Consider the following 23,257-nt stretch of genomic DNA (forward strand, 5'->3'; position numbering starts at 1 on the left):
GTATTCACTGTGATCCATTTACTTCGGCATTCCCATTTCATTTAATGGGTAGATTCGAAATTTCACTTTGCCCACAAGTGATTCCTCAGAAATAAAACCAAATCTTCTTCCATCCCAACTGTTCCTTCGATTATCCCCCATGACAAATAACTGACCAACAGGCACCTTGGATTTTCCAAGTAAATCACTAAGGGTGAAATTCTCCGTCAGATTTTCTTCAGGTGGAATTTCCCTTTTTTTTGTTTTCAAATATGGTTCTGTATACTTTTTCCCATTGATATATAAGACATCATCTTTCATTTCGACACTGTCACCTGGTAAACCGATTACCCTTTTTATATAATTCTCTTCCGCGTCCGGAGCATAAAATACGACCATATCGAAGCGCTCTGGCTTTCCGATTTTAGCTACCACAATCCGGTCATCATTTTCATAAGTCGGCTCCATTGATTCACCTTTGACTGTGACTGGCGTAAATAAAAACTGTTGGCAAATGAACACGATGATTAAAGCGAATAAAATAGATTTCAACCACGAAAACACTTCACTTTTCATATCATTCTTCATAAGGACTCCCCCCATCCATTGTGAACGGCTAAACCAACGATAATTGCTGAAATATTGTTGCAGCGCCAAAACATTCTTTAGCGCTGTTAATCCCTTAATGCCTTGTTTTGCCGGTCGGTGATTTTTAGAGGTGATATCCCAAAAGAAATATCTGGAAAAATTGTAACATATCCATTTATAGCTTGCGAGAATAAATCTTTTTTTGGAGTGCAGAGCAAATCTCAAACCATGAAAAAAGGATAGCGAATTTTAGCTATCCTTTTACTTAGTACAAATATTGTTCAAAAACCTTATATTAAAACCTTAGTATTTATTCCAAGTCAATATAGTATCGAGTGGCAAACGGACTTTTTCAAATCCTGCTTTAGTTCCTTTTCCAAGGGAAATTAACATGACAGGTTTGAAGTTTTCCGGTACATTGAATGCATCCACAAATTTGGCTTCATCGAACCCTCCCATTGGAACTGTATCATATCCTTTTGCTTTTGCAGCTAACATGATCTGCATGGAAACCAAGCCACCGTCAATCATGGCTACACTTAAAGCTTTCTCAGCAGAAAAGTTACCGTAATTATGCATAATTGAGGCAACATATGGCTCTTTGATTTCATTCTTCATGATTCCTTTATTGACTAATTCACCATAAATACACTCTGCATTTTTGTAACCTTCTATATCAGCTAAAACGGCAATGACAGCAGATGCATCGACGATTTGTTGTTGGTTATTGGCGATGGGCAGCAATTCTTGCTGGGTTTGCTTATCTTGAATCACAAGGAATCTCCATGGTTGTAAGTTGGAAGAAGACGGTGCTTGAATCGCAATCTCCAGGATTTCACGAATTTCCTCTTCAGTCATCACGTATTCAGCATCGTACTGGCGAACAGATCTCCGTTCTTTTGCTACCGTAATGAAGTCCGTATCAGTAAGGACCTTCGGCTTTTCATGCGGTATATTCAATTCTTTCGATTTATTTAGGTACTCTTCTTTACTCATTATATTTTTTGTCATTTATAATGACCTCCATTTAACTGTAATTAATATAGGAACAGTATATAACGTATACTGTTCTTTTGTCAAATACAGTTAAAGAAAAACGAAACCATGTCAGTTTCGTTTCTCACATTAAGATTTTGATAGTAAATCAGCAATCGTCTTCTTCTCCAGGCCTTGTATTATCCAGCTCTCCATCTCGTTTTTCAAACCGCATAAAGCTTCACGGGAAGAGGGTTGAAAGCATTTTTTATCATTCACATCAAGAAAGCCTTTTGAAAAAGGTTCGGATTTAATTGCAGAGTATATATCTGCAAGAATGATTTGTTCGGGATTTTTGGCAAGTGAATATCCCCCATCCCTGCCTTCCTTCGCTTGAATTAGCCCTGCCTTCACTAAATTACTTAATATTTTTCTAAGAAAGCCTGACTCCGAATCAAGCTTATCGGCCAATTTATTACTATTACATAATCCATCATGATCAGCAAGAACAAGCAGGGCTTGTACTGCAAGACTAAACCACATTATACTGGAAACCTTTTCTGACATTTCTTTCACCTCTCCCTCTACTTTAAACTATTTTTCAATGAATATACAACGCTGCATCGAACAATCCTGCCAAAATCTCTTTTTAATGAACATCATCGGGAAAACCCTTTTTGGACCGCTGGGAGTTCCAGGGCAGTGATAGTAATAGGAACGATGAATCCCTCACCAGATCTACCCTTCCAATACATGCTTTTCACCATTATAAAAAATCCAGACAAAAATAAATAGACAAATTTCTTGTCTTACAAATTATATTTATAGGAATATGGTAAACTTGATTAATAGAATTTACTTTGCTCAGAAAGTGGATGAATGATGCTGAAAACAATAAATGAACAAATGGATAAAGTTATGCCTATCATCACGCCGATAAGTGTGGTTATTGGGGTATTATTGGCCGAACATCTAATGGATTACACCTTTCTTGTTCCATGGATATTTGCCTTCATTACATTTTCCGGAAGTTTAGGCTCTAACTTTAAATCTCTGCAACAGGCAGTCACCCACCCTTTACCTGTATTAATCGTATTGATCATCTTACATATGCTTATGCCTATTTGGGCTTTTGGTCTCGGCCATTTAGTGTTTCATGGTGATGCTTTCACGATTACCGGCCTAGTCCTGGCTGTAGTGATTCCAACCGGTGTCACCAGTATGATCTGGGTATCCATTTATAATGGGAATGCCGTACTTGCCCTAACCATAATCTTAATCGATACCCTTCTCTCGCCATTCATCGTTCCTTACAGTGTTTCCCTTTTTGGAGGCGGTTCGATCGAAATGGATTTAGGGTCGATGGTGCAAGGATTAATCGGAATGGTCGTTCTTCCCTCCATGCTTGCCATGTTCTTGAATCAGGCTACAAAAGGGAAGATACAATATACACTATCCCCCCGCTTAGCTCCTTTTTCCAAGATAAGCGTTGGAATCGTAGTCATATTGAACAGCTCAAAAATTGCGCCTTACTTAACCCATTTCGATAAGAAATTAATGATCATGGCCTTCTTGGTTTTGTTCATAGCTGCTTCAGGGTATGCCCTTTCTTGGATGGTCGGTGCATGTTTAAGATGGGAAAAGGCGGATATCATCACCTTGACATTTACAGGCGGTATGCGGAACATCAGTGCAGGAGCCGTTCTAGCAACCACCTATTTCCCTGCTGCCGTCGCAGTACCCGTTGTACTTGGCATGCTGTTTCAACAAATGCTTGCCTCCTTTTTTGGCTATGTCATGGAAAAGCATTTTCATCGTGGTGTGAATGAAGGGTGATCCGCCGAATGATTATTTCCCAAGCATCCTTTTTCCCTTTCATTAATATTCCAATTATAATAGGTGAGTGGAACACATTTACATGATTATCCATTATAAATCCTTGGAGGTATTGAAGATGAAAGTTGTTGCAATAGTGGGAAGTATCCGTAAAGAGTCTTACAACCTTAAGCTTGCCAAATATATTCAAACTAGATATCAAGATCGGTTTGATCTCGAAATCTTAAACATTCGGGATTTACCTTTTTATGATCAAGATATTGAAAATGACCCTCCATTAGTTGTAAAAGAATTTAAAAGCAAAGTGGCCGAAGCAGATGCAGTCTTATGGGTAACACCTGAATACAATGGTACTATTCCAGGCGTATTGGGCAATGCAATCGATTGGTTATCACGTGTCGATAAAGTCTTGATCGGCAAACCATCATGGATCATGGGTGCGTCAATGGGGCAATTAGGAACGGTTAAAGCTCAATTGCATTTGCGTGAAATCCTATTCGCAATAGGCATCTCTTCCCCACTCCTTCCCGGGAATGAAGTATATGTTGGTGCAGTGCATGACAAAATCGATAACGCAGGCAAGCTTACACATGAGTCAACTGTCCAGTTTATCGATACTGTCGTCGATAACTTCATTAGCTGGTATAATCATCATACTCGTTAATGCTTTTTAACAAGAATCCCAGCAGGTTTGATCCTGCTGGGATTCTTGTTGCATCATAAAAGAGGGAATTATAAAATTCATCCTCTTCCCGCTTGGAATGCAGGGTATTTTGTCATTCCTCCGTCAGCGAATAGAGTGATGCCCGTTACATAACTGGACTCTGAAGATGCCAGCCATGCAGCAACCGCAGCAATTTCTTCAGGCTTTCCGATATACCCCATCGGAATCATACTTTCAAGATCCTTTTTCTTTTCGGGATCTTCAAGCTTGTCGGCATTTATTGGCGTGGCGATGGCTCCAGGACCAATGCTGTTCACACGGATTCCTTTTGGTGCATATTCAAGTGCCAGGGTTTCCGTAAGCAGCTTCACCCCTCCCTTGCTTGCCGCATAGTGAACGAATAAAGGCCAGGGAATCATCTCATGTACACTGGACATGTTTATCACATTCCCTTTAATGTCGTTCTCGACAAAATACTTGATAGCTTCACGGCAGCCTAAGAAATTTCCGGTTAAGTTTGTATTGATTACCCTATTCCAGTCACTTAACGGCATCTCGTGAGATGGAACCGGATTTTCAATTCCTGCATTATTGATGAATATATCGAGTTTCCCGAAATTCTTGATCGCTGATTGAACAAGGTTAATCACATCTTCTTCAACGGTGACATCTCCTTTTACTGCAATAGCTTCCCCACCATTTGTTTGGATTTCTTCCATTACACTATCCGCTTCCTCTGATTTAGTGCGATAATTAACCACGACCTTTGCCTTTTCCTTAGCAAAGCGAATGGCCATCGCTTTTCCTAAACCAGTGGATGAACCCGTTATAACAACGACTTTACCTTCTAAATCTGTATACATATAATCACCCTCCAATTAACTTTTTGCCAATCCGAGCATAATCCCAGCTATGATGATCAAGATGATTCCAATTCCAATTCCAATTAGTTGACGCTTCGTTTTCTTTTCACGCAAAATGATGATCCCGCCGAGAGTTGAAATGACTATGCCCATTTGCGAAAGGGAAAAACTAGTAGCCACTCCCACACGGGGCTGGGATATGAATAAAAACATGTTCCCTGCAGCCCATATCAATCCCGGAATGATATTGCGAATCGTATATTTGTTAAATGGTTTATGTTTAAAAGTCAATAACAGACCGCCTAGCACCATCCCGATCGCTTGAGGGAACAACGCTGACCAGCCATCAACATCAAATAGACGCGCCACGACCACATAAACCAAATAACCGAATGTCGAGATGAGGAGAATACCAATTCCTTTCTTCAAGTTTCCCGACTTGCCCTCTTTTGATTCTTTATCTTCCAAGGAGGTCAAGACGATTCCTATAATAATGAAGACTAATGCCAAAACGCCTAAAATAATCGCTTTCATTGTAGACCATTCGTGAAAAACTATGACCCCGAATAATGTGGTTGAAATGAGCTGCAATCCAGTTGATATCGGCATCGTTTTGGATACTCCCATTAAATCAATGCTCTTAAGCTGATTAGCTTGTCCAACGGCCCAAAACAATCCAGATACGACTCCGACTCCAAACACCAGAAGTGACAACTTAATATCGGCAAAAATATAAACACCAATTGAAAAAATCAAGGCACCAATCGTTGTACCTAGTGTTTGACTATAGGGTCCACCCCCGAGTTTCACATTAAATAAAACGATGCTTCCCCAGAATAATGCCGGCAAGAGAGCTAATAATATATCCATTTTCAACCCCCATTTATGTAAGTTCAAACTAAGCAGGAAATTTCATTTTGTCTTCTTTTAATATGTTCGCATTATTTGAATTGACCCTTGGTAATTTTATGAAGTGTTTCCCCATAAAAGTGTTCAACACAAAAAGGGCTGCAGACGCAGCCCTTTTTGATGATAGTAAAATTTGCAACAACTACCCATCATGTTGATGATGTTGCATGTCCATTTCCGAATCATCACCGACCTTGAAATAATCACTTTCCCAAACAGCCGTTGTTCCGATAATGATAATGGAGAACAAGAGGGTCAGAAAGAAAGGAGCAAATCCCCTCCCACTTTTTGTTTCTTTTACATCCTCTCTTTTTATATAAAAAGTCACCAAGAATATACTGGCAAGGTAAATCAGGTCCATCGAAACGAGCATGAAAGTTTGTGAATCAAGAGGCAGCATGACCCCAAGCATGGCTCCCATCATTGCCCCCATCAGAGTTGTTGATAGACACTCCATAACCGATATTAAACCGAATGGCCTTCCGATGATGAAGCCTGCCACTGCACATATTGCGATGGCTAGAACGGTTAAACCGCCAGCTTGCCGGGCAACAGGAATGACAGCATTAAACTTAAGGTTAAACTTGTCGTCATGCTTAACATCATGACCATGCATTTACCCAGGCTAACACCAATATGATCTATTTTCTGATGGGCTTTTTTAGAAAAGTAAAATGTATATGCCACGACTATCATAAAACTGGTCAGCAGCAGCATTCGATTCGTTTCCCCCTTTACTAGCAATAGTTAGTGAAACGACTGATTTTTAATGACAGGAAGAATGACCACCCATCTGGCAAGCTGAATTCTATTATCAACATGAGCGTTATTTTTATAATTTTCGACAAGTATTTCCAAAATCCTTTTGACTGAAAAAATTTAAACCAATATACTCCCCACTTCAAAAAACAATATCCAACGTACAGAACACTTGAGTTATCTTTTATCTTCGTTGAAAATAAAAGGCTCTGAGTTATTTAAATGTTGATCAGGATAAATGGTAAAACATTCTAGTTTATGTGTACAAAATCCAGTAACCTATATGTTACGAAAGGAATGTATATATTGTTTTTCTTATTTGTAATTTTATTTTTCATTTTTGGATATAGTTTTATATTATCATTAATTAAAACTATAAAAGAGGAAGTTTCCCAGCATCTTACTGCAATCCTTTTCCTTGTATGGACTTCATTAGCAATAATCGTTACCGTGAATTTAATGAGTTTTTAATTAATGTTCTTCTTCAACTATCGAGGGCGTTAGTTGGAGAAAAGACAGCTGTAGTGGCTGTCTTTTTATTTATGAGATTATTACTATGTTCCCAAAGCAACACCTTCAACTCCTCAGGTATGGTTTCTAACTAAATGTTATACCAAAGTTGATTGGAGAGGAAGGTGCGAGACTCCTGCGGGAAAAGCGCGTCCAAGGGAGACCCCGCAGGCACATGCCGAGGGCGGACCGCCCGCGGATAGCTAGTGCCTGGAGCGGAAATAAACGTCCAAATGTACAAGCCATAAAAAAACTGTAGGCAAACTCGATTTCTTCGAATTTGTCTACAGTCTCAGCAAACCATATGAAGGTTTGCTTCTTTTCTTAGAAATAGAACTTACTTCTTCAAATGATATGGCACTGTCGTAACAACCACATTTCTTCTATAAAGCAAGTAGGCGCGTATCAGTAAACTTGATTGGTTATGAAGTATATTGTGCCAGCCCTTCTTCGGAATGAATTGGGGGATGATCACTGTAACTTTATAATTGGATTCCCTAGCCTTATGTTCAACTGTATCCACAAATTTAGTTAGTGGCTGAATGATACTTCTGTAATAAGAATTCAGTGTAACGAGTCTGACATCCGGCTGCCATTTTTTCCATTTTTCTTCGAATTTCTTTTCATCTTCTCTTTCAAAAGCAACATAAACGGCAATAACCTGATGTGCTGATAGAGATTTTGCATAATTTAAAGAGTTCTCAACCACATGAGTTATACCCGCCACAGGTACAATGATGATATTCCCTTCAATTGGTAAGATCGGCTCACATGTTGTAATCCTTAGTTGGTCACCAACTGCTTCATAATGCTTTCTAATTCGATGAAAAAGTAAAATAATGATAGGTAAAAAAATCAAAACAGGCCAAACCTGAGTAAATTTGGTTAAAAAGAATATCATCGTGACGATAAAGCTAATCATGGCACCAATTGAATTAATGGTTAGTTTCATCATCCAGCCTTTTGGCTTTTCACGAATCCATTTAACAATCATCCCGGTCTGGGACAACGTAAATGGAATGAATACCCCTACCGCATAAAGCGGAATGAGATTTTCTGTATGTCCTTCAAATGCGACTATTAAGATAATGGATGCAAGTCCCAGTATGATAATTCCATTGGAATACCCTAATCGGTCCCCTCTTATCGTAAACGCCCTTGGTATGAATTTATCTTTCGCTAGATTTACCGCAAGCAGAGGGAAAGCCGAATAGCCAGTATTGGCCGCCAGTATCAAGATCAATGCAGTCGTACCTTGAATGAAGAAATACATGAAATTCCGTCCAAAGATCTCTTCAGCAATCTGGGAGACGACCGTTACCTCCGCGCTTGGAACAATGCTTAAATAATAGGCTAAGTATACAATTCCCGAAAATAATACAGCTAGTAAGGAACCCATAGCTATTAAAGTTTTCGCAGCATTATTCGGGGCTGGATCTTTAAAGTTCGGGATTGCATTGGAAATCGCTTCGACTCCTGTCAATGCGGAGCTTCCTGATGCGAATGCTCTTAGCAGTATAAATAAACTGATGCCTGCTACCGGAGTCCCGATGGACGTATGCAATTCCGGTGAAACCCCACCCGTCAAAATCTTGTAAATGCCAACACCAATCAAGATGAACAATGCTAAAACGAATAGGTATACCGGATAGGCCAAAACAGAGGCCGACTCCGTAACCCCCCGAAGGTTCAGGATTGTAAGTAGAATGACGAAAATGATGGCTATGATGACATTATATGAATGCAGGCCGGGAAAAGCGGACGTGATGGCGTCCGTACCTGCAGAAACACTTACAGCGACAGTTAATATATAATCGACCAATAAGGATCCTCCAGCTATCAACCCTGGATTGACACCTAAATTGTTTTTTGAAACCACATAGGCCCCCCGCCATGCGGATAAGCGAAAATGATTTGTCTATAGGACAAAATCAAAGCAGTTAACAGGATCAATACCCCAATCGCGATAGGGATGGAATACCAGAATGCCGCAGCACCGACCGTGATCAGGACGATCAATATTTGCTCCGGTCCATAAGCAACCGAAGACAAAGCATCAGAAGATAATATCGCCAAAGCCTTTGTTTTGTTAAGCTTTTGTTCACCAAGTGCATTTGATTTTAAAGGTCTCCCAATCAAGAACCTCTTTATAGAAGATAACATCAAGAATTCACCACCATATTTAATTAATAAGTTTATGTTACCCAGCTTTAGCAAAAAACAAGACGAAATAGAAAAATGCCTACAAGTCATAGCTAAATAGACCTGTAGACATTAATTTTTTTGTCTAACAAGCTCCACCTTCCTTCTCATATAACGCTTACGAGGTTAGCTGTCGGATTCGGACCTAAGAGTAGCCCTACCTTGAAAGGATTCACCCCTTGGATTGTAGTAACAATCCCTATAACGGGTCCCCCGCACCATAAGGTTTAAGCGATTTAGAAATATGAAACTGTTGATTATCATACTCCCGTGAAATGAAAAAGTAAATGAAAATTTTGTACATTAATAGAATAATCTTTGTAGGTGTAGTTTTGTTCTTGACGTATATAACATAAGTCATGCAAACACATGATTCGAAGGGAGGAAAGGAGGTAAATAAAAACGTCAAAATGAAAATAATCAAGGGGTCAATGAACAACAGGGTCCCAAAATGATAAAATGATCGCCACAGGGAGTGCGCGAAGGACGAAATTAAACGGATCTGCCCCAGCTTGGATAGTCATTAAACAAGCATTTAATTTCGCTTCCCGAATCCACTTTAATTCCCGTCCACTCGGGGGCATTATTCCACTGATCCACCCTCATTAGTTCCTTCCTTCTTGAATTGGTCTCAAATTGCTTTTTTTAAAGACAAAGTATTTCTGGCCAATATAGTTAAGAACTGTGTAAAAAATTGCTCCTATCAGTACAGCCACATTTTGTTGTATGGATAAATGAACGGATCCTTCCATTGATTCTGCTATAGCTTGGCCTAAAGAATAAGCTGCGGAATAACAAATCAGGATGACGCAAAAGAAACGGGCAACTCCTCTCCGCCATTCTATATCGCTTTTAAAGGTAAAAGTCCTGTTCAAAAGAAAACTCGTTACAGCTCCCGTACCATTGCCGAAAAAGGTGGAGATCCAGTAAGATAATTCAAGAACATTCATGAGAAAAAGCATGATGGAAAGTCCAACCGCTGTATTGACTATTCCAACCAATAAAAAGCGGATAAAGGAGTTAGTGTGTTTTAGATAGTTTTTCAATACTGTTCCGTTCATTGTCTAGTTGCTCCCGTTTTTTTAAATCGAGCGGATTAAATAAATCCAAATCAACAATATATTTAGGCCGGCGTTTGGATTCATTATAGATTTTACCGATATATTCCCCAATCAAGCCGACAGCAATCAACTGTAGTCCACCGATCAACCATATGGAGGTGATTAATGAGGTCCAACCAGTTTCGGTCTGCCCATAAAACTTTAACCATAAAAAGTAAGACCCAAAGAGTAAGCTAATGAAAAAGGAAAGACATCCTAGCCATAATACAAGCCGGATCGGTGTAACTGAAAAGGAAGTAATGCCATCAAGCGCAAACGCAACCATCTTCTTAAATGGATACTTCGTTTCCCCAGCCAATCTTTCTTTTCGGTCATAATAAACAGAGTCCGTCTTAAACCCAATGAGAGGTACTATCCCCCGTAAAAAAAGATTCGTTTCATCAAATCGTTCCAACTCAGCGATCGCCCTTTTACTCATTAGCCGGAAATCGGCATGATTATAGACAAGGTTAACACCCATCTTGTTCATCAATTTATAAAAACCAGTTGCAGATGTTCGTTTAAAAAATGAATCAAGGTCCCTTTTCTGGCGGACACCATATACAATTTCACATCCTTCATTGAATTTCCGAATGAATTCAGGGATGACTTGAATATCATCCTGTAAATCTGCATCAATGGATATCACACAATCCGAGGCTTCCTTGGCTGTAAACAATCCTGCCAGGAGAGCATTTTGATGTCCTGCATTCCGGGAAAGCTTTAGCCCGCGAACAAATTCATTATTAATCGTTTCCTTATAAATGATCTTCCATGTTTGATCTTTGCTTCCATCATCAACCAATAGGATTTTACTTTGACCAGAAACAATGTTTTCTTCGACTAACCCCCTCACCAATCCACAAAGCTGGGAAATGGTATCCTGCAATACGCTTTCTTCGTTATAACAAGGTACAACAATCGTTAGTATCGGTGAATTCACTCTATTCCCCCCTTTTCACATGACTCTGTATAAATGAATTTTCCATACGCTTCCTTTTTTTGTGAAAATCCTATCTAGTACCAATCCGTTTTCCTTCGCGTTGTTGATTGGTATGGCAGAAAATATATACTTGCCACCTAATCCTTTAAACGCATCCATATTAAGGTCCAAATTTTCCAGCTCTTTCTTCGAGCCTTTCTTGAACATATAATGCTTCCCAAGCTCATCGGTAAATAGGTAACAACGTCCTCCCCATTCATCAAAGTAGATTCTGATGTTTTTATTCTTAGCCAATTCGTTTTCAATTATTTGACGAAAGTGATGTTTGTAAGTAAGCGGATAGAAATTGTTATAGCTATCGAGCGTGTAAAATCCATTAAATTGTGCAATTGCGGGGTGCAGCCCAATGCTAGCAACACGATATTCTTCCTGTGGAAGGTCAATATGATCTTTTATTTCCTGAAAAAGACTTTCTGAATAGAACTGTTTAAAAGATGGTTTTTTATTGTGAGTGATTTCTTCATTGAAACCCATCAAAATCATAATTTGAATGGCGATGAAAATAGAAAGGGTTTTCTTAGCATAAACGCTGTGTTCCCAAATGATTTTTATCGCTAGGGCAAACCCCAAGTAAATTACCATCGGCCTTAAAAAGTGAAATCTGGCAAAATTAAAGGTATCCAAGGTATGAAACCTTTCCGTTAAAGGAAGCCAGCCTTTATAAAACCAAAATGCGTACCACGCTGAGAGCATAAAATTCAAGCCGAATAAAAAAACATAAACCTTTTCCTGTCTCCACAGTTTTTTGGTCAGAATAATATAAAGGGCAAAGACTGTAATCGGCAGGATGATAAGCGCATGTACAGTCATGACATGCGTATGTCCAAGAACGAAATTTTTGAAAGTAAGCTTAATGACCCAATCGAGCGGCAGCCTTGCGTGAAAATATTCATCTCTGCTGTTTGGATCCGAATCAAAAATGAATGAAGCGACCAAACGATACTCCACCAAACCAAAAATGACGGTCATATACACGATCGAAAGAAGAAACGTTATATTCCACCCTTTTCTCCTGATCCCATCCGTTAGCCAAAGAACGCCCATTGCAACAAGGAAAAAGAAAAAGCCAAGCACGATGCTTGAATAAAGCGGTAAAAGTGTTAGGACCAAATAATTCTTCCAAGAATGGTCCTTGCTGCGAATATTCAAAAAAGCCCAAAGTGCTAGCGGCATCCCAAGTGTACTGAGCATTCCCGATGGCCAAAATGGAGTAAGGGCAAAGGCTAAGGATGTTCCAACCCTAATCCAAGCTGATTGGCTTCCTGTAACCAAATGTTTCTTTAATAGGATATACATACCGAAGAATGCAATAAACCTTGTTAATGCCTGGCTTATTGCATATGCAACCATTGTCGGAAAAAGAGCATAAAGCCACACGATAATACTGAACTCGCTGCCAAAAGCATTTCGGGGCAGCCCATTCATAATCTGGGGAATTTTGGCGTCAATAGCACCGAATAACTCACCGCTTTCTGAAAGGACTTTATACCAGGCAAGGTTGGAATCCAAATTATCATGTACGCGAATATGCGCATTTTCTCCAAGGATGAATAAAGGAGAAAGATATAAAACAATGACGAGAAAGGCAAAAAGGATTTGTTTTCTCTCTTGATTTTCAATTGGCAAAATATACACCTCTTGACCAAATTCATATATCCATAATATTTGCTTCGGAGGTAAATCTATTCTTTTTCAGGGATTTATTTTAACCTTTTTTGATATAGGTCAACCAATGACCACATAAAATGAAGGGTAGAATAAAAAGCATATAAAAGAACCTGAAAAAGGGGCTGGGCTATGATAAAGAAAGCAGTGATTCCAGCAGCCGGTTTAGGAACACGATTTTTACCTGCTACGAAAGCCCAACCAAAGGAAATGCTGCCGATTGTCGATAAGCCGACCATTCAATATATTATCGAGGAAGCGGTACAATCAGGGATTACAGATATTATCATCGTTACGGGTAAAAACAAACGTGCCATCGAAGATCATTTCGATAAATCCATTGAACTTGAAATGCTTCTGCAAATGAAAGGTCAAAATGATCTTCTTAAGATCGTGGAGAACATTTCCAACATGGTGGATATCCACTATGTAAGACAAAAGGAACCTCTAGGTCTGGGGCATGCAGTTTTATGTGCCAAAACTTTTATCGGAGATGAACCTTTTGCCGTCCTGTTAGGGGATGATATCGTGGATAGTCAGGTTCCAGCTTTGAAGCAGTTAATGGAACAGTATAACAAGGTTCGAGCGAGCATTATCGGATGTAAGGAAGTGTCACCTGCCGATGTCTCCAAGTATGGAATCGTAAATTTCCAAGAACGATATGAGGATTTATTTCTGGTAAGAAACTTAGTGGAAAAGCCAAAAGTGGAGGATGCACCATCAACACAGGCGATTATTGGCCGATATATATTATCACCTGCGATTTTTGAAATCCTTGAAACCGTACAGCCCGATCGGAAGGGGGAGATCCAGCTTACCGAAGCTTTAGACCTTTTGTTAGAAAAGGAACCATTATATTCGTATATCATCGAAGGGAATCGATATGACGTCGGCGATAAATTCGGCTTCCTCCAAGCTTCATTAGATTTCGCCATGAAACGACCTGAACTTCGTGATCAGCTAATAACATATTTAAGGCAGCTGTTCCCTTAATGAAGTCAATATACCCCACGCCCAATCACCTAGTGGTGATTGGGCTATTTCCACATCGAATTAATCCCTTTGGTTGTATCACTAACATATCCCCGTACCATATTCTCTAAGCAAAATATAACTGTTTATTATAAACGCTACTGTGAAATGCAAAAGCAAGTGAAAATGTTGGGCAGAAAAAGAATAATTTATTATAAGTGAGGTTATGTTGATAACGTATCCTTCATTTATTATTGATCCAAACAACGATATCCAGAAAGGATTGTAGAGAAACACATGCACAAAAAAACTAATAATCCAATAATATCCGATGAATTTTTAGATCAAGTGGTTAAGGAAATCAATGCACAATTTGGCGGGCCCATAAATGAAAAAAATGATCGTTTCCTACATAGGGACGATGAAGAAAGAGCTTGAATCCTACATCATTAATCTAAAGCTTCATCAAAAACTCTGGCTCTTCTCATCCAGAGTTTTTTTTGGCTAACTTATGTAACTTTATTTATTTCATAGAATTATCCGCCCTTTCTTTAACGACTTGTCCAAACCGATTTAGCATATCCTCATAGAATGATTACATGTAATTATTTTAAGAAAGGGGAATAACTACATTGAGCCACGCTGATGATGTCTTCCGCACTTCTCCAAAGGTTCCAAAAGGAAGGCTGATTTCCGGACATACAAAGGAGTTTCAAACAGATCCCATTGGCTTTCTGACCCGATTGGCCAATGAATATGGGGAAGTCGCTAAATTCCGTTTAGGACCATTCCAAAATGTTTATCACGTTTTAAATCCTGATTTAATAAAACAAATTCTAGTAACAAAACAAAAATCCTTCGTCAAATCCAAGGACTTCAATGTTTTAAAACCGCTTATCGGTGAAGGTCTACTTACAAGCGAAAAAGACTTCCATATGCGACAGAGAAGGCTTATCCAACCCTCTTTCAAAAAGACTCATATTAGCCAATACGCCAAGGATATGATTGATACCACAATGGATTATATATCAACTTGGCAACATGGTGATGAACGGATTATAACTAAGGATATGATGAACATTACTCTCGGGATTATCAGCAAGACCATGTTCAGTATGGAATTCAAGGATGGGTATGAAATTGTTGGGAAACCGTTGGAAACAGCTTTAAGAATAACAGTAAAAAGGATGAGAAAGATTTTCCGTATGCCATTATGGGTACCGACTAAAATCAACCGTGAATTTAAAAAGGCGATACAAAGACTTGATAAAGTGATATACGGCATTATTGAAAAACGGAAAAACGACACAGTAAAACATGAAGACATGCTTGGGATCCTGATGGACGCCCGTGATGCCGACGACGGATTAGGTATGACAAGCCATCAGGTCCGTGATGAATTAATGACTATTTTTCTTGCCGGTCATGAAACGACAGCAAATGCTCTTTCCTGGGCTCTGTATGCAATTTCGAAGCATCCAGAAATTCAAGCCAAGCTTTTCAGTGAAGTAAATAGCATAATCGGTCACCGAAGTCCCAAGCCTGAAGATTTCATGAAATTACCATACACTCAAAATATCATTCATGAAACACTTCGCGTGTACCCGTCACTGTATATCTTATCCCGTGATGTGATGGAGGATGTCGTAATAGGAGGATATCGCTTTAAAAAAGGCGATATGATTCTAATAAGTTCTTACGTGATGCAGCATAATCCAGAGTATTTTGATCAACCGGAATCATTTATTCCTGAGCGATTTGAAAATAACTTTATGAAAAGCCTGCCTGCGTTCGCTTACTTTCCATTTGGCGGAGGGCCGCGGGTTTGTATTGGCAATCATTTTGCCATGATGGAAGCGGTGCTTGTCCTGGCCTGCATTGCCCAACGATATAGGATAAAGCTTGCACCTGACCACCATGAAGTAACCCCTCTTCCAACCCTTACACTCAGACCCAAGAATGGACTACGCATAATGATAGAAGAAAGAGATGCAGAAGCCTTCGAACCTGGGGCATCCAATTTTTGAAGTAATAAGAATGACATATAAACATAACATTCATATTGGTTCGATTAACTCCTATAACAGACTGGCTATTCTTTTAGAAAGGAGGGATGAAAAAATGTACATGCTCCATTCACCACGGAAGGGAATCATCCACACTGAATTGCACTATTTAGGGATGGCCTCGCAGGTATATACCGGTTATTTGGAATTTCTAAGCGAAATTGAACCGATACAAGAAACCGAAAACCTACAGCCGCCCCCTCTCCCCTTTATATATGAGAACGGATAGTTTCGTTAGCCTTTCCCACTTCAAACCGTATATCTAAGAAAAAAAACCGACCTTGAATGGTCGGTTTTTTGTTATTCAGCAGTATGTTCCATAACCCTGGGTTCCCCCGCCGCCACAAATGCTGGCTACAACAATCACTAAAAGGAGAAACAAAACGACTATAAAGGCGAAACCTCCGCCAAATCCAAAGCCGCCATCCCAACCTGACAAATATGAACATCTTTTTATGGAAGGACTTGAACGATTACATCACTTATTCACTACCAAACAAAATGTAAGTAATAATGAAATTAGACAAAAATTTTATACTCTCTTTCCTCTTTCAATATGTATTTAACTTAAATGACGCAGAATTGCCTTGTGCCATTTTGTTAAATTAAATTTGATTCCATCCATATAAATTAACTATCCTTTTGCTTTCCATTTCATAAAATTCAAATATTTTAACATAATAAGGAGAATTGATCCTTTACTGTTAAAGAAATAATTTCCAGCTCACCTGCCTAAATTGACATTTTTCCGAATCATGATATATTAATATAGTTACTTTAGTACGTAAAAGCGTTCAATAATAGAAGAACTTTTTAATTTTACTTATAGACTATTTTATTAAAATAATGAATGAAAGGCATGAATAAAATGGAGAAGACTCATCAAGATTTAAAAAAGGGCCTATTGCCGAGGCATGTCCAGTTCATCGCTTTAGCTGGAATGATAGGAACAGGGATTTTTAAGGGGAGTTCTGATACATTAAATATGGCAGGTCCAAGTGTTGTGATAGCCTATTTAATAGGGGGGCTATTGTTATTTATTGTAATGGCCGCATTAGGAGAGATGGCAACCGCTTTTCCTAATTTGAACGTACAACACCTCATTAATAAAGCTTTTGGGTTTCAACTATCCTTCATAGTCGGATGGCTCTATTGGTTTAATTGGATTATCGTAATCATTGTGGAAATAGTCGCAGCCGGCAGTTTTCTACAATATTGGTTTCCTTCAGTACCATTATGGCTTTTAAGTATCCTTTGCGCCTCAGTAATTATAGGAATAAATTTGTTTCAAGTAAAATACTATGGAGAACTCGAGTTTTGGTTCGCAGGAATTAAAATAATAACCTTGATTGCCTTTATTATTTTAGGAGCTTTAATCATGCTGGGACTTCTTCCTAGTTCGGCTTCGTTTTCTAATTACACGGAACATGGTGGTTTTTTCCCAAAAGGAATTGACGGAATGTTAAGTGCACTTTTAGTGGTAATGTTTTCATATGGGGGTGCAGAATTAATTGGTGTAGCGGTCACGGAAACAAAAGATAGTCAGCGAGTCATACCAAAAATCATTAAAGGAACAGTATGGCGGGTGATTCTTTTCTATGTCTTGCCGATACTTATTATTTGTGGGGTAATACCTTGGAACCAAGTAAGCACTGAAGTAAGTCCTTTCGTTCAGGTTTTCAGCTTATCAGGTCTTCCCGGAGCTGCCGATATTATGAATTTCGTCCTTTTAACCGCAGTCTTATCAGCTGCAAATTCAGGGATATATGCTACCTCAAGGACATTGTTCACTCTTTCCCAGAACGGGGAAGCGCCTAAGGCATTTTTAAAAACAACCAAAAAGGGTATCCCGCTTAATGGTATATTTTTAACTACATTATGTATATTGGCTGGTGTGTTTTTATCCTATTTGACTCCCGACCTGATTTTAAGCTACCTTATGGCCATTCCTGGATTCACAGTTTTATTATTATGGATCAGTATTTGTTCCGCGCAATTGAAGCTGCGTAATCAATACACTGGTAAACCAGGTTTCCGGGTAAAATGGTACCCATATACAACTATATTAGCCATCACGGCTTTAAGCATTATCTTTTTGGCATTTATCTTTAATAAGCAAAACATCATTGGGACCACAGTATGTCTTGTCACGTTGGTAATATTTATCCTTCTCTCTTTCATTGTCAAACCAAAAAAATAGAAATATTATGCCCTCCCTGAATTTTAATACCATGGATTTCAGACTGTAGACAAACTCGATGAAAGTCGAGTTTGCCTACAGTTTTTTTAGTACTAGTACAAATTGAACGTTGATTGGAACTCCAAGCACTCGCTTTCCGCCTGCGGGGTCTCCCCTGTCCTGGACGCGAACCCCTTTAATGATTTCTTGAGGGATTATTACATATGTTTTTTTACTATTTTATATTGGATGAAACCCTCACTGGATTGAAGAAATTTGCGACACTCCTGCGGAATAACTGGCTAGCCGAAACCCTGCTAGATGCTTGGCAGACAGTCAACGAAAAGGGAGCGAAGTTCTGAAATCAACTGGAACTCTTTTTTTCTTTCTAAGAAACTTTGTTTTACAAATACTCCGTGTGCTTCAACATTCTTATTTATTATTTCAACATACATATGTTAAAATAACCAATGAACCAATCATCCTACAAATTTGAGGTGTGCATATTGACCATATCTAAAACAAATCGATTATCACTTGTAGAGCAAGTGGTTTCCCAAATCGAATCGTTAATCGAATCAGGTGAATGGAAAATTGGAAATCAAATCCCCCCTGAAATGGATTTGATCCAACAGTTCGATGTAAGCAGAAATACATTAAGAGAAGCTGTACGATCACTTGTTTATGCAGGTCTTTTAGTAACGAAACAAGGAAAGGGGACATTCGTAAGGTCATCAAGTGCCTTGGGGGCTGCATTTGAAAGAAGGATCCAGCAGTCAAGTTTATTAGAAACGTTAGAGGTCCGTCATGCCCTTGAAAGAGAGGGAGCTCAGTTAGCGGCATTAAGACGTAATCAAGAAGATATAGAACGATTGCGGTTTCATATAACAGCATGCAGTAAAGCTGCTGAAGCAAAGGATATCAAGGCTTACGAAGAAGCGGATATACAGTTACATAAATCGATTATGGGTTCATCACATAATGATTTATTGATTGATTTGTACGAACATATGGAACACTCCCTCCATGAATCCATCCATCAGATAGTTGAGATGAGTTCTGATGCGAACTTTCATTTGAACATTCATTGCAGCCTTGTAGATGCCATCATCGAACAAGATGTGAACCGGGCAACCGAAGCAGTCAATGAATACATTGCACAATTCAAAAAATCTTTAGAGTAAGTAAGGAGGAGATTATGGGCATTCAACAAGCGGCAAATCAACTAGAACAAACAAAAATGGATATTAAACCCAGAGTTGGACTACTCATCATCGGGATCATTCTTCTTGGAGCAAATCTAAGGGCTCCCTTAACATCTGTTGGCCCCCTTGTCACTTCGATCCGTGATAACTTGGGGATATCCAATACATTATCAGGTTCATTAACGACATTGCCTTTGCTTTCTTTCGCTTTATTATCACCATTTGCACCTAGGATAGCACGGCGTTTTGGAATGGAGCTAACCCTTTTCCTTTCCTTGATATTATTAACGATCGGGATTGGGATACGTTCAGTTAGCGGAGTGCCGACATTGTTCATAGGAACCATTTTAATCGGGTTAGCCATCGCAATCGGCAATGTATTGTTACCCAGTCTGATAAAGCATAACTTTGCCAGGAATATCGGTTTGATGACAGGAACCTATGCTGTTTCCATGAATTTATGTGGCGCAATAGGTTCCGGGATCAGCATTCCCCTTGCTTCTTCATCCGGATTGGGATGGGCTGGTGCCCTTGGATGTTGGGGAATTTTATCACTTATTACAGTTTTCTTATGGATGCCGCAATTAAGACGGCCATTCAAGTCAGGTAAGGATGTACAAACGGCTCAAAAGGATAAAAAGATTAACTTATGGCGTTCTGGTTTAGCTTGGCAGATCACTTTCTTCATGGGATTGCAATCGTTTATTTTCTATACCGTAATTACCTGGATGCCGGAAATCCTCGAGCAAAAGGGTCTGAATGCTGATGAGGCTGGCTGGATGCTATCCATCATGCAGCTTGCCGTCATTCCCATAACATTCCTTGTGCCCATTTTAGCTGGACGCTTACAAAGTCAGCGTCTGTTAGTGGTCCCGCCTGTCGTCTTCCTTATTACAGGGATATTCGGCATATTATATGGAAGCACTCTCTTCATACCAGTATGCATGATATTGATCGGGATTGGAGTCGGAACCATATTCAGTTTATCCATGATGTTCTTTAGTCTTCGAACACAAAGCACCCATGAGGCGACGGAATTATCAGGAATGGCTCAATCATTCGGGTACCTCTTAGCTGCCATTGGACCAGTATTATTCGGATTGCTTCATGACATTACACACAGCTGGACAGTTCCCTTACTGATGTTGGTCGTAATATCGGCACTTATTTTCATTGTTGGAATGCGTGCTGGAAATAATGAATATGTAACTAAATAAAGCCAGTTACAACCAACTATAAGAGAGCTATGAACGGTATAAAAGGTTCTAAACGGCCATGGCCCCGGTATTGTACCGGGGCCATTTTCTTAGCAGCCACTGATAGCTGTACGACAGGTTCATGATCTGCCAAATCCTTAAGGTGACTCCACCCCAAAAAGTTCCCCTCCCTTCAACGGCACCCTGTACTTATTCTAAATTACTATGGTGGATGAACTTAGATCCCGTTTCGGTCCGACTATTGCAGCACATAGTTACCCATTCATATGGAGCTAATAAATCCATTTAACATCGTTTCAAAAATTCGAGATCGTAAGTAGGTAAATGTTTTTACTTCGCTAACTAAAGTCTAACCGATTTTAGATATCGCTTTTAAAAGGCATCATTTCGTGTTTTTAAATTTAAGAGAATGATCTGTGGTTTAAGTTGAGAAGTGAATGTATGGCGTTCTCGCCTTGGTCTTTTGGGGGGCTCCCTTATCTATTGTAAATTATCAACCTTAAACTCTGTCAGATAAGTATTGCGTTTCACCTTCTCCCTTTGGCGAAAAAAGAAATGACCTAGGCTTAATGACGAGGTAGTTTATTAGCTGCATATTACTGCTCATATCAGGTGGTTAAAGTACAAAGTGAAAAAATGCCTTAAGACTGATCTCAATCGATGTCTTCTTCAAATGGATATAAAATATTAGGGTTTAAACCATACCTATCAATGAAATTCTTTCGAGTGAACATCTTAATTTCTTTTAATTCTGAAGGAGTTGGAAATGAAGAAACTTTATATACAGGAATGTGTTCAATATTAATTAACTGCCCTAAATCTGTGGTTATTAAGATATCAAACCCATTTTTTCTGAAAAGTGAATCTATATCGGAAAAATCCATTACATAAATATTTAGCTTGTTTCCGAAATGATATTTTAATACCTCACGAATATAATCTTTCTCTACATATGAACGACAAATTAATGCAGTCTCTATAACCATTTGGTTTTGTTTTCTTAAAATTGAAGCTTGGACCAACATGAATATTTCTAATATTTCTATATTTTCAAAAGAAATAGTAAATTCATCTGATATATATTGTGCTATTTCTTCAATAATCCCGAATAACAGATTATTTTCAAAATAAGGAACGAATTGTAAAATATTATTTATTCTCGTATCCGTTATTAACTGAAAGTCAAACGATATCCCACGAAGAGTTTGCGCAAATTCGTACATGAAAATATCATCCTGAGAAACATCCAACCCAATTTTCTTTGATAAATTACTTAAAAATTGACTTAAAGGCTTACCGCTATCCGAAATAAGTTTGGAACGAATGTAACGAAGCTCTTGGGTACGATTTAAAGACATTTCTTCGCTCATTAGATATAAGGAAAAAAATAAAATTTCCCGAATCTGTTTCTCCCTATTTGGACATTTCACCATGAATTTGAATAGTTTCTTAGATATTTCAAATGCTTTGGAAGTTTCATTTTCATCTATAACCACTTTTGGGAATGTCACAAAACAATTATGAGTTATTCGAATGTTAGAGATATGAAGGATTATCGCTAGTCTTTGTATGGCACCCATATGTAAAGAAGTTGTATGTTCCTTCAATAGCTCCAGTAGAGTGTCTTGAAAATCTTTTAGATTAAATGATGTAATGAAATCATTTAAATTGCCAGACATATACTCTACATACTGCATGATGAATCGCCTTACCTTTTTTTCATCCCCAACAATTTTAAACGGACTATTCGATAATTGAACTTCGGCATTTTTTAATACTTCTTCTATTTTCTCTAACTGTCGATATACTGTGGAGCGACTAATATGTACTTTTTGAGTAATATATTTTATCGTTACTCCATCGTTAAAAAGAATTAATTCCAAGGTTTGAAAATAGGTATTTTCACTTTTAAGATGAAACCAAAGTTCTTCCAAGGTGCCGTTTTTAGGTTTCAATAATCTTACGCCCTGAACTTCATTCTTTTCAATATTCCATTCAGGTGGAAGATTTGAACTCATATGTAATATATCACGCCATAATGTGCTTTTCGAATAACCTGTTTTTTTTGATAGTTCTGTTAAACTGCACCAATTATCTTCATAAAATAAATGATACAGCAGTTTTGAATAACGATCATTAAATCGATTCATACAATCACCTTTAACTTTATTGATTTTCATATCTTCTTATTGAAACTATTAATACCCATGATTGAGTATTAATACCTAACACTCATAACCTTCACACACTTTTTTTAAAGGTAACAGAAAATACATAATACTTACTACCCAAATTTACCATAATTTTATTTCAGAGTCGTTTCAAATGCGGTACGGGGAAATCAATTTTTGAAACTTATTTTTGATGTAAAAGCATGACCATCGAATACTCTCAACATGCTATGTATAGTTGTAGGAATTAAAAAGATAAATTTAGTTAGCAATAAATCCTAAATTAGCAATGAAGCATTTCATTTTAGAAATAATTACTTTTGCATTATCAATCGTTAAGCAATAATGGATTTCTTTACAGCATTCATTTGTTTTTGACAAAAAAAAACACCTC

General features: G+C 38.4%; 21 protein-coding genes, 1 pseudogene and 1 riboswitch. Of the genes and pseudogenes, 9 read left to right on the forward strand and 13 right to left on the reverse strand.

Going from position 1 to position 23,257, the window contains the following annotated elements; translation table 11 throughout:
• Window positions 1–18: 18 nt before the first annotated feature.
• The 3 genes from lepB to BS1321_RS07800 form a co-directional block, all read right to left on the reverse strand.
• Window positions 19–567, reverse strand: a complete 549-nt coding sequence (gene lepB, locus BS1321_RS07790; protein WP_063235617.1) for a signal peptidase I — start codon at window positions 565–567, stop codon at window positions 19–21.
• A gap of 303 nt (window positions 568–870) precedes the next feature.
• Window positions 871–1,578 carry a nitroreductase family protein gene (locus BS1321_RS07795; RefSeq protein WP_081113065.1) on the reverse strand — a complete coding sequence of 236 codons (708 nt, stop codon included), beginning with the start codon at window positions 1,576–1,578 and terminating at the stop codon, window positions 871–873.
• A gap of 114 nt (window positions 1,579–1,692) precedes the next feature.
• On the reverse strand, window positions 1,693–2,109 hold the full coding sequence (locus tag BS1321_RS07800; RefSeq protein WP_063235616.1) for an RrF2 family transcriptional regulator: 417 nt from the start codon (window positions 2,107–2,109) through the stop codon (window positions 1,693–1,695).
• A 315-nt stretch (window positions 2,110–2,424) separates the two neighbouring features.
• On the opposite strand from BS1321_RS07800, the gene BS1321_RS07805 reads away from it, so the two are divergent.
• Complete coding sequence (locus BS1321_RS07805; protein ID WP_063235615.1) at window positions 2,425–3,378, forward strand: bile acid:sodium symporter family protein; 954 nt, start codon at window positions 2,425–2,427, stop codon at window positions 3,376–3,378.
• A gap of 118 nt (window positions 3,379–3,496) precedes the next feature.
• Window positions 3,497–4,042: an NADPH-dependent FMN reductase gene (locus BS1321_RS07810; RefSeq protein ID WP_063235614.1), complete on the forward strand. Its 546-nt coding sequence runs from the start codon at window positions 3,497–3,499 to the stop codon at window positions 4,040–4,042.
• A 77-nt stretch (window positions 4,043–4,119) separates the two neighbouring features.
• Here the strand turns inward: BS1321_RS07810 and BS1321_RS07815 are convergent, their stop codons facing one another.
• The 7 genes and pseudogenes from BS1321_RS07815 to BS1321_RS07845 all read right to left on the reverse strand — a co-directional run bounded on the left by BS1321_RS07815 (window position 4,120) and on the right by BS1321_RS07845 (window position 13,008).
• Window positions 4,120–4,905 (reverse strand): glucose 1-dehydrogenase, encoded by a 786-nt coding sequence (locus BS1321_RS07815; RefSeq protein WP_063235613.1) that lies wholly within the window; start codon window positions 4,903–4,905, stop codon window positions 4,120–4,122.
• Between the two features lie 15 nt (window positions 4,906–4,920).
• Window positions 4,921–5,775: a RhaT/GlcU family sugar-proton symporter gene (locus BS1321_RS07820; protein ID WP_063235612.1), complete on the reverse strand. Its 855-nt coding sequence runs from the start codon at window positions 5,773–5,775 to the stop codon at window positions 4,921–4,923.
• A gap of 181 nt (window positions 5,776–5,956) precedes the next feature.
• The gene (locus BS1321_RS07825) at window positions 5,957–6,430 is read right to left on the reverse strand and encodes a hypothetical protein (RefSeq protein WP_063235611.1); all 474 of its coding nucleotides are present in this window, start codon (window positions 6,428–6,430) and stop codon (window positions 5,957–5,959) included.
• A gap of 990 nt (window positions 6,431–7,420) precedes the next feature.
• A pseudogene (locus tag BS1321_RS07830) lies at window positions 7,421–9,246 on the reverse strand (APC family permease).
• A 138-nt stretch (window positions 9,247–9,384) separates the two neighbouring features.
• A riboswitch (cyclic di-AMP (ydaO/yuaA leader) is annotated at window positions 9,385–9,529 on the reverse strand.
• A 361-nt stretch (window positions 9,530–9,890) separates the two neighbouring features.
• Window positions 9,891–10,346: a GtrA family protein gene (locus BS1321_RS07835; protein WP_063235609.1), complete on the reverse strand. Its 456-nt coding sequence runs from the start codon at window positions 10,344–10,346 to the stop codon at window positions 9,891–9,893.
• Complete coding sequence (locus BS1321_RS07840) at window positions 10,306–11,328, reverse strand: glycosyltransferase family 2 protein (protein WP_063235608.1); 1,023 nt, start codon at window positions 11,326–11,328, stop codon at window positions 10,306–10,308. Before BS1321_RS07840 ends, BS1321_RS07835 begins: the two co-directional genes overlap by 41 nt.
• A 15-nt stretch (window positions 11,329–11,343) precedes the next feature.
• Window positions 11,344–13,008 carry a DUF6044 family protein gene (locus BS1321_RS07845; protein ID WP_174524196.1) on the reverse strand — a complete coding sequence of 555 codons (1,665 nt, stop codon included), beginning with the start codon at window positions 13,006–13,008 and terminating at the stop codon, window positions 11,344–11,346.
• A gap of 177 nt (window positions 13,009–13,185) precedes the next feature.
• On the opposite strand from BS1321_RS07845, the gene galU reads away from it, so the two are divergent.
• From galU to BS1321_RS07855, 3 genes are all read left to right on the forward strand, one after another.
• On the forward strand, window positions 13,186–14,046 hold the full coding sequence (galU, locus tag BS1321_RS07850; protein WP_063235607.1) for a UTP--glucose-1-phosphate uridylyltransferase GalU: 861 nt from the start codon (window positions 13,186–13,188) through the stop codon (window positions 14,044–14,046).
• 276 nt (window positions 14,047–14,322) lie between these two features.
• Window positions 14,323–14,463, forward strand: coding sequence for a hypothetical protein (locus tag BS1321_RS27405; protein ID WP_144480203.1), 141 nt, complete (start codon window positions 14,323–14,325; stop codon window positions 14,461–14,463).
• 194 nt (window positions 14,464–14,657) lie between these two features.
• Window positions 14,658–16,052: a cytochrome P450 gene (locus BS1321_RS07855; RefSeq protein WP_063235606.1), complete on the forward strand. Its 1,395-nt coding sequence runs from the start codon at window positions 14,658–14,660 to the stop codon at window positions 16,050–16,052.
• 343 nt (window positions 16,053–16,395) lie between these two features.
• Here BS1321_RS07855 and BS1321_RS07860 read toward each other — a convergent pair whose 3' ends face one another.
• Window positions 16,396–16,530 carry a YjcZ family sporulation protein gene (locus BS1321_RS07860; protein WP_081113064.1) on the reverse strand — a complete coding sequence of 45 codons (135 nt, stop codon included), beginning with the start codon at window positions 16,528–16,530 and terminating at the stop codon, window positions 16,396–16,398.
• A 429-nt stretch (window positions 16,531–16,959) separates the two neighbouring features.
• Here BS1321_RS07860 and BS1321_RS07865 point away from each other — a divergent pair, with 429 nt between their 5' ends.
• The 4 genes from BS1321_RS07865 to BS1321_RS07875 all read left to right on the forward strand — a co-directional run bounded on the left by BS1321_RS07865 (window position 16,960) and on the right by BS1321_RS07875 (window position 20,692).
• A complete protein-coding gene (locus tag BS1321_RS07865) occupies window positions 16,960–18,291 on the forward strand; it encodes an amino acid permease (protein ID WP_063235653.1) in 1,332 nt (443 codons plus the stop codon).
• A 203-nt stretch (window positions 18,292–18,494) separates the two neighbouring features.
• Window positions 18,495–18,632 (forward strand): hypothetical protein, encoded by a 138-nt coding sequence (locus BS1321_RS27410; protein ID WP_155726523.1) that lies wholly within the window; start codon window positions 18,495–18,497, stop codon window positions 18,630–18,632.
• A gap of 144 nt (window positions 18,633–18,776) precedes the next feature.
• Complete coding sequence (locus BS1321_RS07870) at window positions 18,777–19,454, forward strand: FadR/GntR family transcriptional regulator (protein ID WP_081113063.1); 678 nt, start codon at window positions 18,777–18,779, stop codon at window positions 19,452–19,454.
• 14 nt (window positions 19,455–19,468) lie between these two features.
• On the forward strand, window positions 19,469–20,692 hold the full coding sequence (locus tag BS1321_RS07875) for a CynX/NimT family MFS transporter (protein ID WP_063235604.1): 1,224 nt from the start codon (window positions 19,469–19,471) through the stop codon (window positions 20,690–20,692).
• 16 nt (window positions 20,693–20,708) lie between these two features.
• On the opposite strand, the gene BS1321_RS27415 is transcribed toward BS1321_RS07875, so the two are convergent.
• Both BS1321_RS27415 and BS1321_RS07880 read right to left on the reverse strand, forming a co-directional pair.
• Complete coding sequence (locus tag BS1321_RS27415; protein ID WP_155726522.1) at window positions 20,709–20,849, reverse strand: hypothetical protein; 141 nt, start codon at window positions 20,847–20,849, stop codon at window positions 20,709–20,711.
• A gap of 496 nt (window positions 20,850–21,345) precedes the next feature.
• The gene (locus tag BS1321_RS07880; RefSeq protein ID WP_063235603.1) at window positions 21,346–22,842 is read right to left on the reverse strand and encodes a BglG family transcription antiterminator; all 1,497 of its coding nucleotides are present in this window, start codon (window positions 22,840–22,842) and stop codon (window positions 21,346–21,348) included.
• Window positions 22,843–23,257 lie beyond the last annotated feature (415 nt).

The sequence above is a fragment of the Peribacillus simplex NBRC 15720 = DSM 1321 genome, from assembly GCF_002243645.1.
Lineage (GTDB): Bacteria > Bacillota > Bacilli > Bacillales > DSM-1321 > Peribacillus > Peribacillus simplex.

Coding starts and splice junctions, on each gene's coding strand:
- BS1321_RS07820 (WP_063235612.1), bottom strand. CDS start 5,775: ATGGATATATTATTAGCTCTCTTGCCGGCATTATTCTGGGGAAGCATC.
- BS1321_RS07805 (WP_063235615.1), top strand. CDS start 2,425: ATGCTGAAAACAATAAATGAACAAATGGATAAAGTTATGCCTATCATC.
- galU (WP_063235607.1), top strand. CDS start 13,186: ATGATAAAGAAAGCAGTGATTCCAGCAGCCGGTTTAGGAACACGATTT.
- lepB (WP_063235617.1), bottom strand. CDS start 567: ATGAAGAATGATATGAAAAGTGAAGTGTTTTCGTGGTTGAAATCTATT.
- BS1321_RS27410 (WP_155726523.1), top strand. CDS start 18,495: ATGTTTTTTTACTATTTTATATTGGATGAAACCCTCACTGGATTGAAG.
- BS1321_RS07810 (WP_063235614.1), top strand. CDS start 3,497: ATGAAAGTTGTTGCAATAGTGGGAAGTATCCGTAAAGAGTCTTACAAC.
- BS1321_RS07800 (WP_063235616.1), bottom strand. CDS start 2,109: ATGTCAGAAAAGGTTTCCAGTATAATGTGGTTTAGTCTTGCAGTACAA.
- BS1321_RS07825 (WP_063235611.1), bottom strand. CDS start 6,430: ATGCATGGTCATGATGTTAAGCATGACGACAAGTTTAACCTTAAGTTT.
- BS1321_RS07875 (WP_063235604.1), top strand. CDS start 19,469: ATGGGCATTCAACAAGCGGCAAATCAACTAGAACAAACAAAAATGGAT.
- BS1321_RS07815 (WP_063235613.1), bottom strand. CDS start 4,905: ATGTATACAGATTTAGAAGGTAAAGTCGTTGTTATAACGGGTTCATCC.
- BS1321_RS27405 (WP_144480203.1), top strand. CDS start 14,323: ATGCACAAAAAAACTAATAATCCAATAATATCCGATGAATTTTTAGAT.
- BS1321_RS07835 (WP_063235609.1), bottom strand. CDS start 10,346: ATGAACGGAACAGTATTGAAAAACTATCTAAAACACACTAACTCCTTT.
- BS1321_RS07865 (WP_063235653.1), top strand. CDS start 16,960: ATGGAGAAGACTCATCAAGATTTAAAAAAGGGCCTATTGCCGAGGCAT.
- BS1321_RS07880 (WP_063235603.1), bottom strand. CDS start 22,842: ATGAATCGATTTAATGATCGTTATTCAAAACTGCTGTATCATTTATTT.
- BS1321_RS07795 (WP_081113065.1), bottom strand. CDS start 1,578: ATGACAAAAAATATAATGAGTAAAGAAGAGTACCTAAATAAATCGAAA.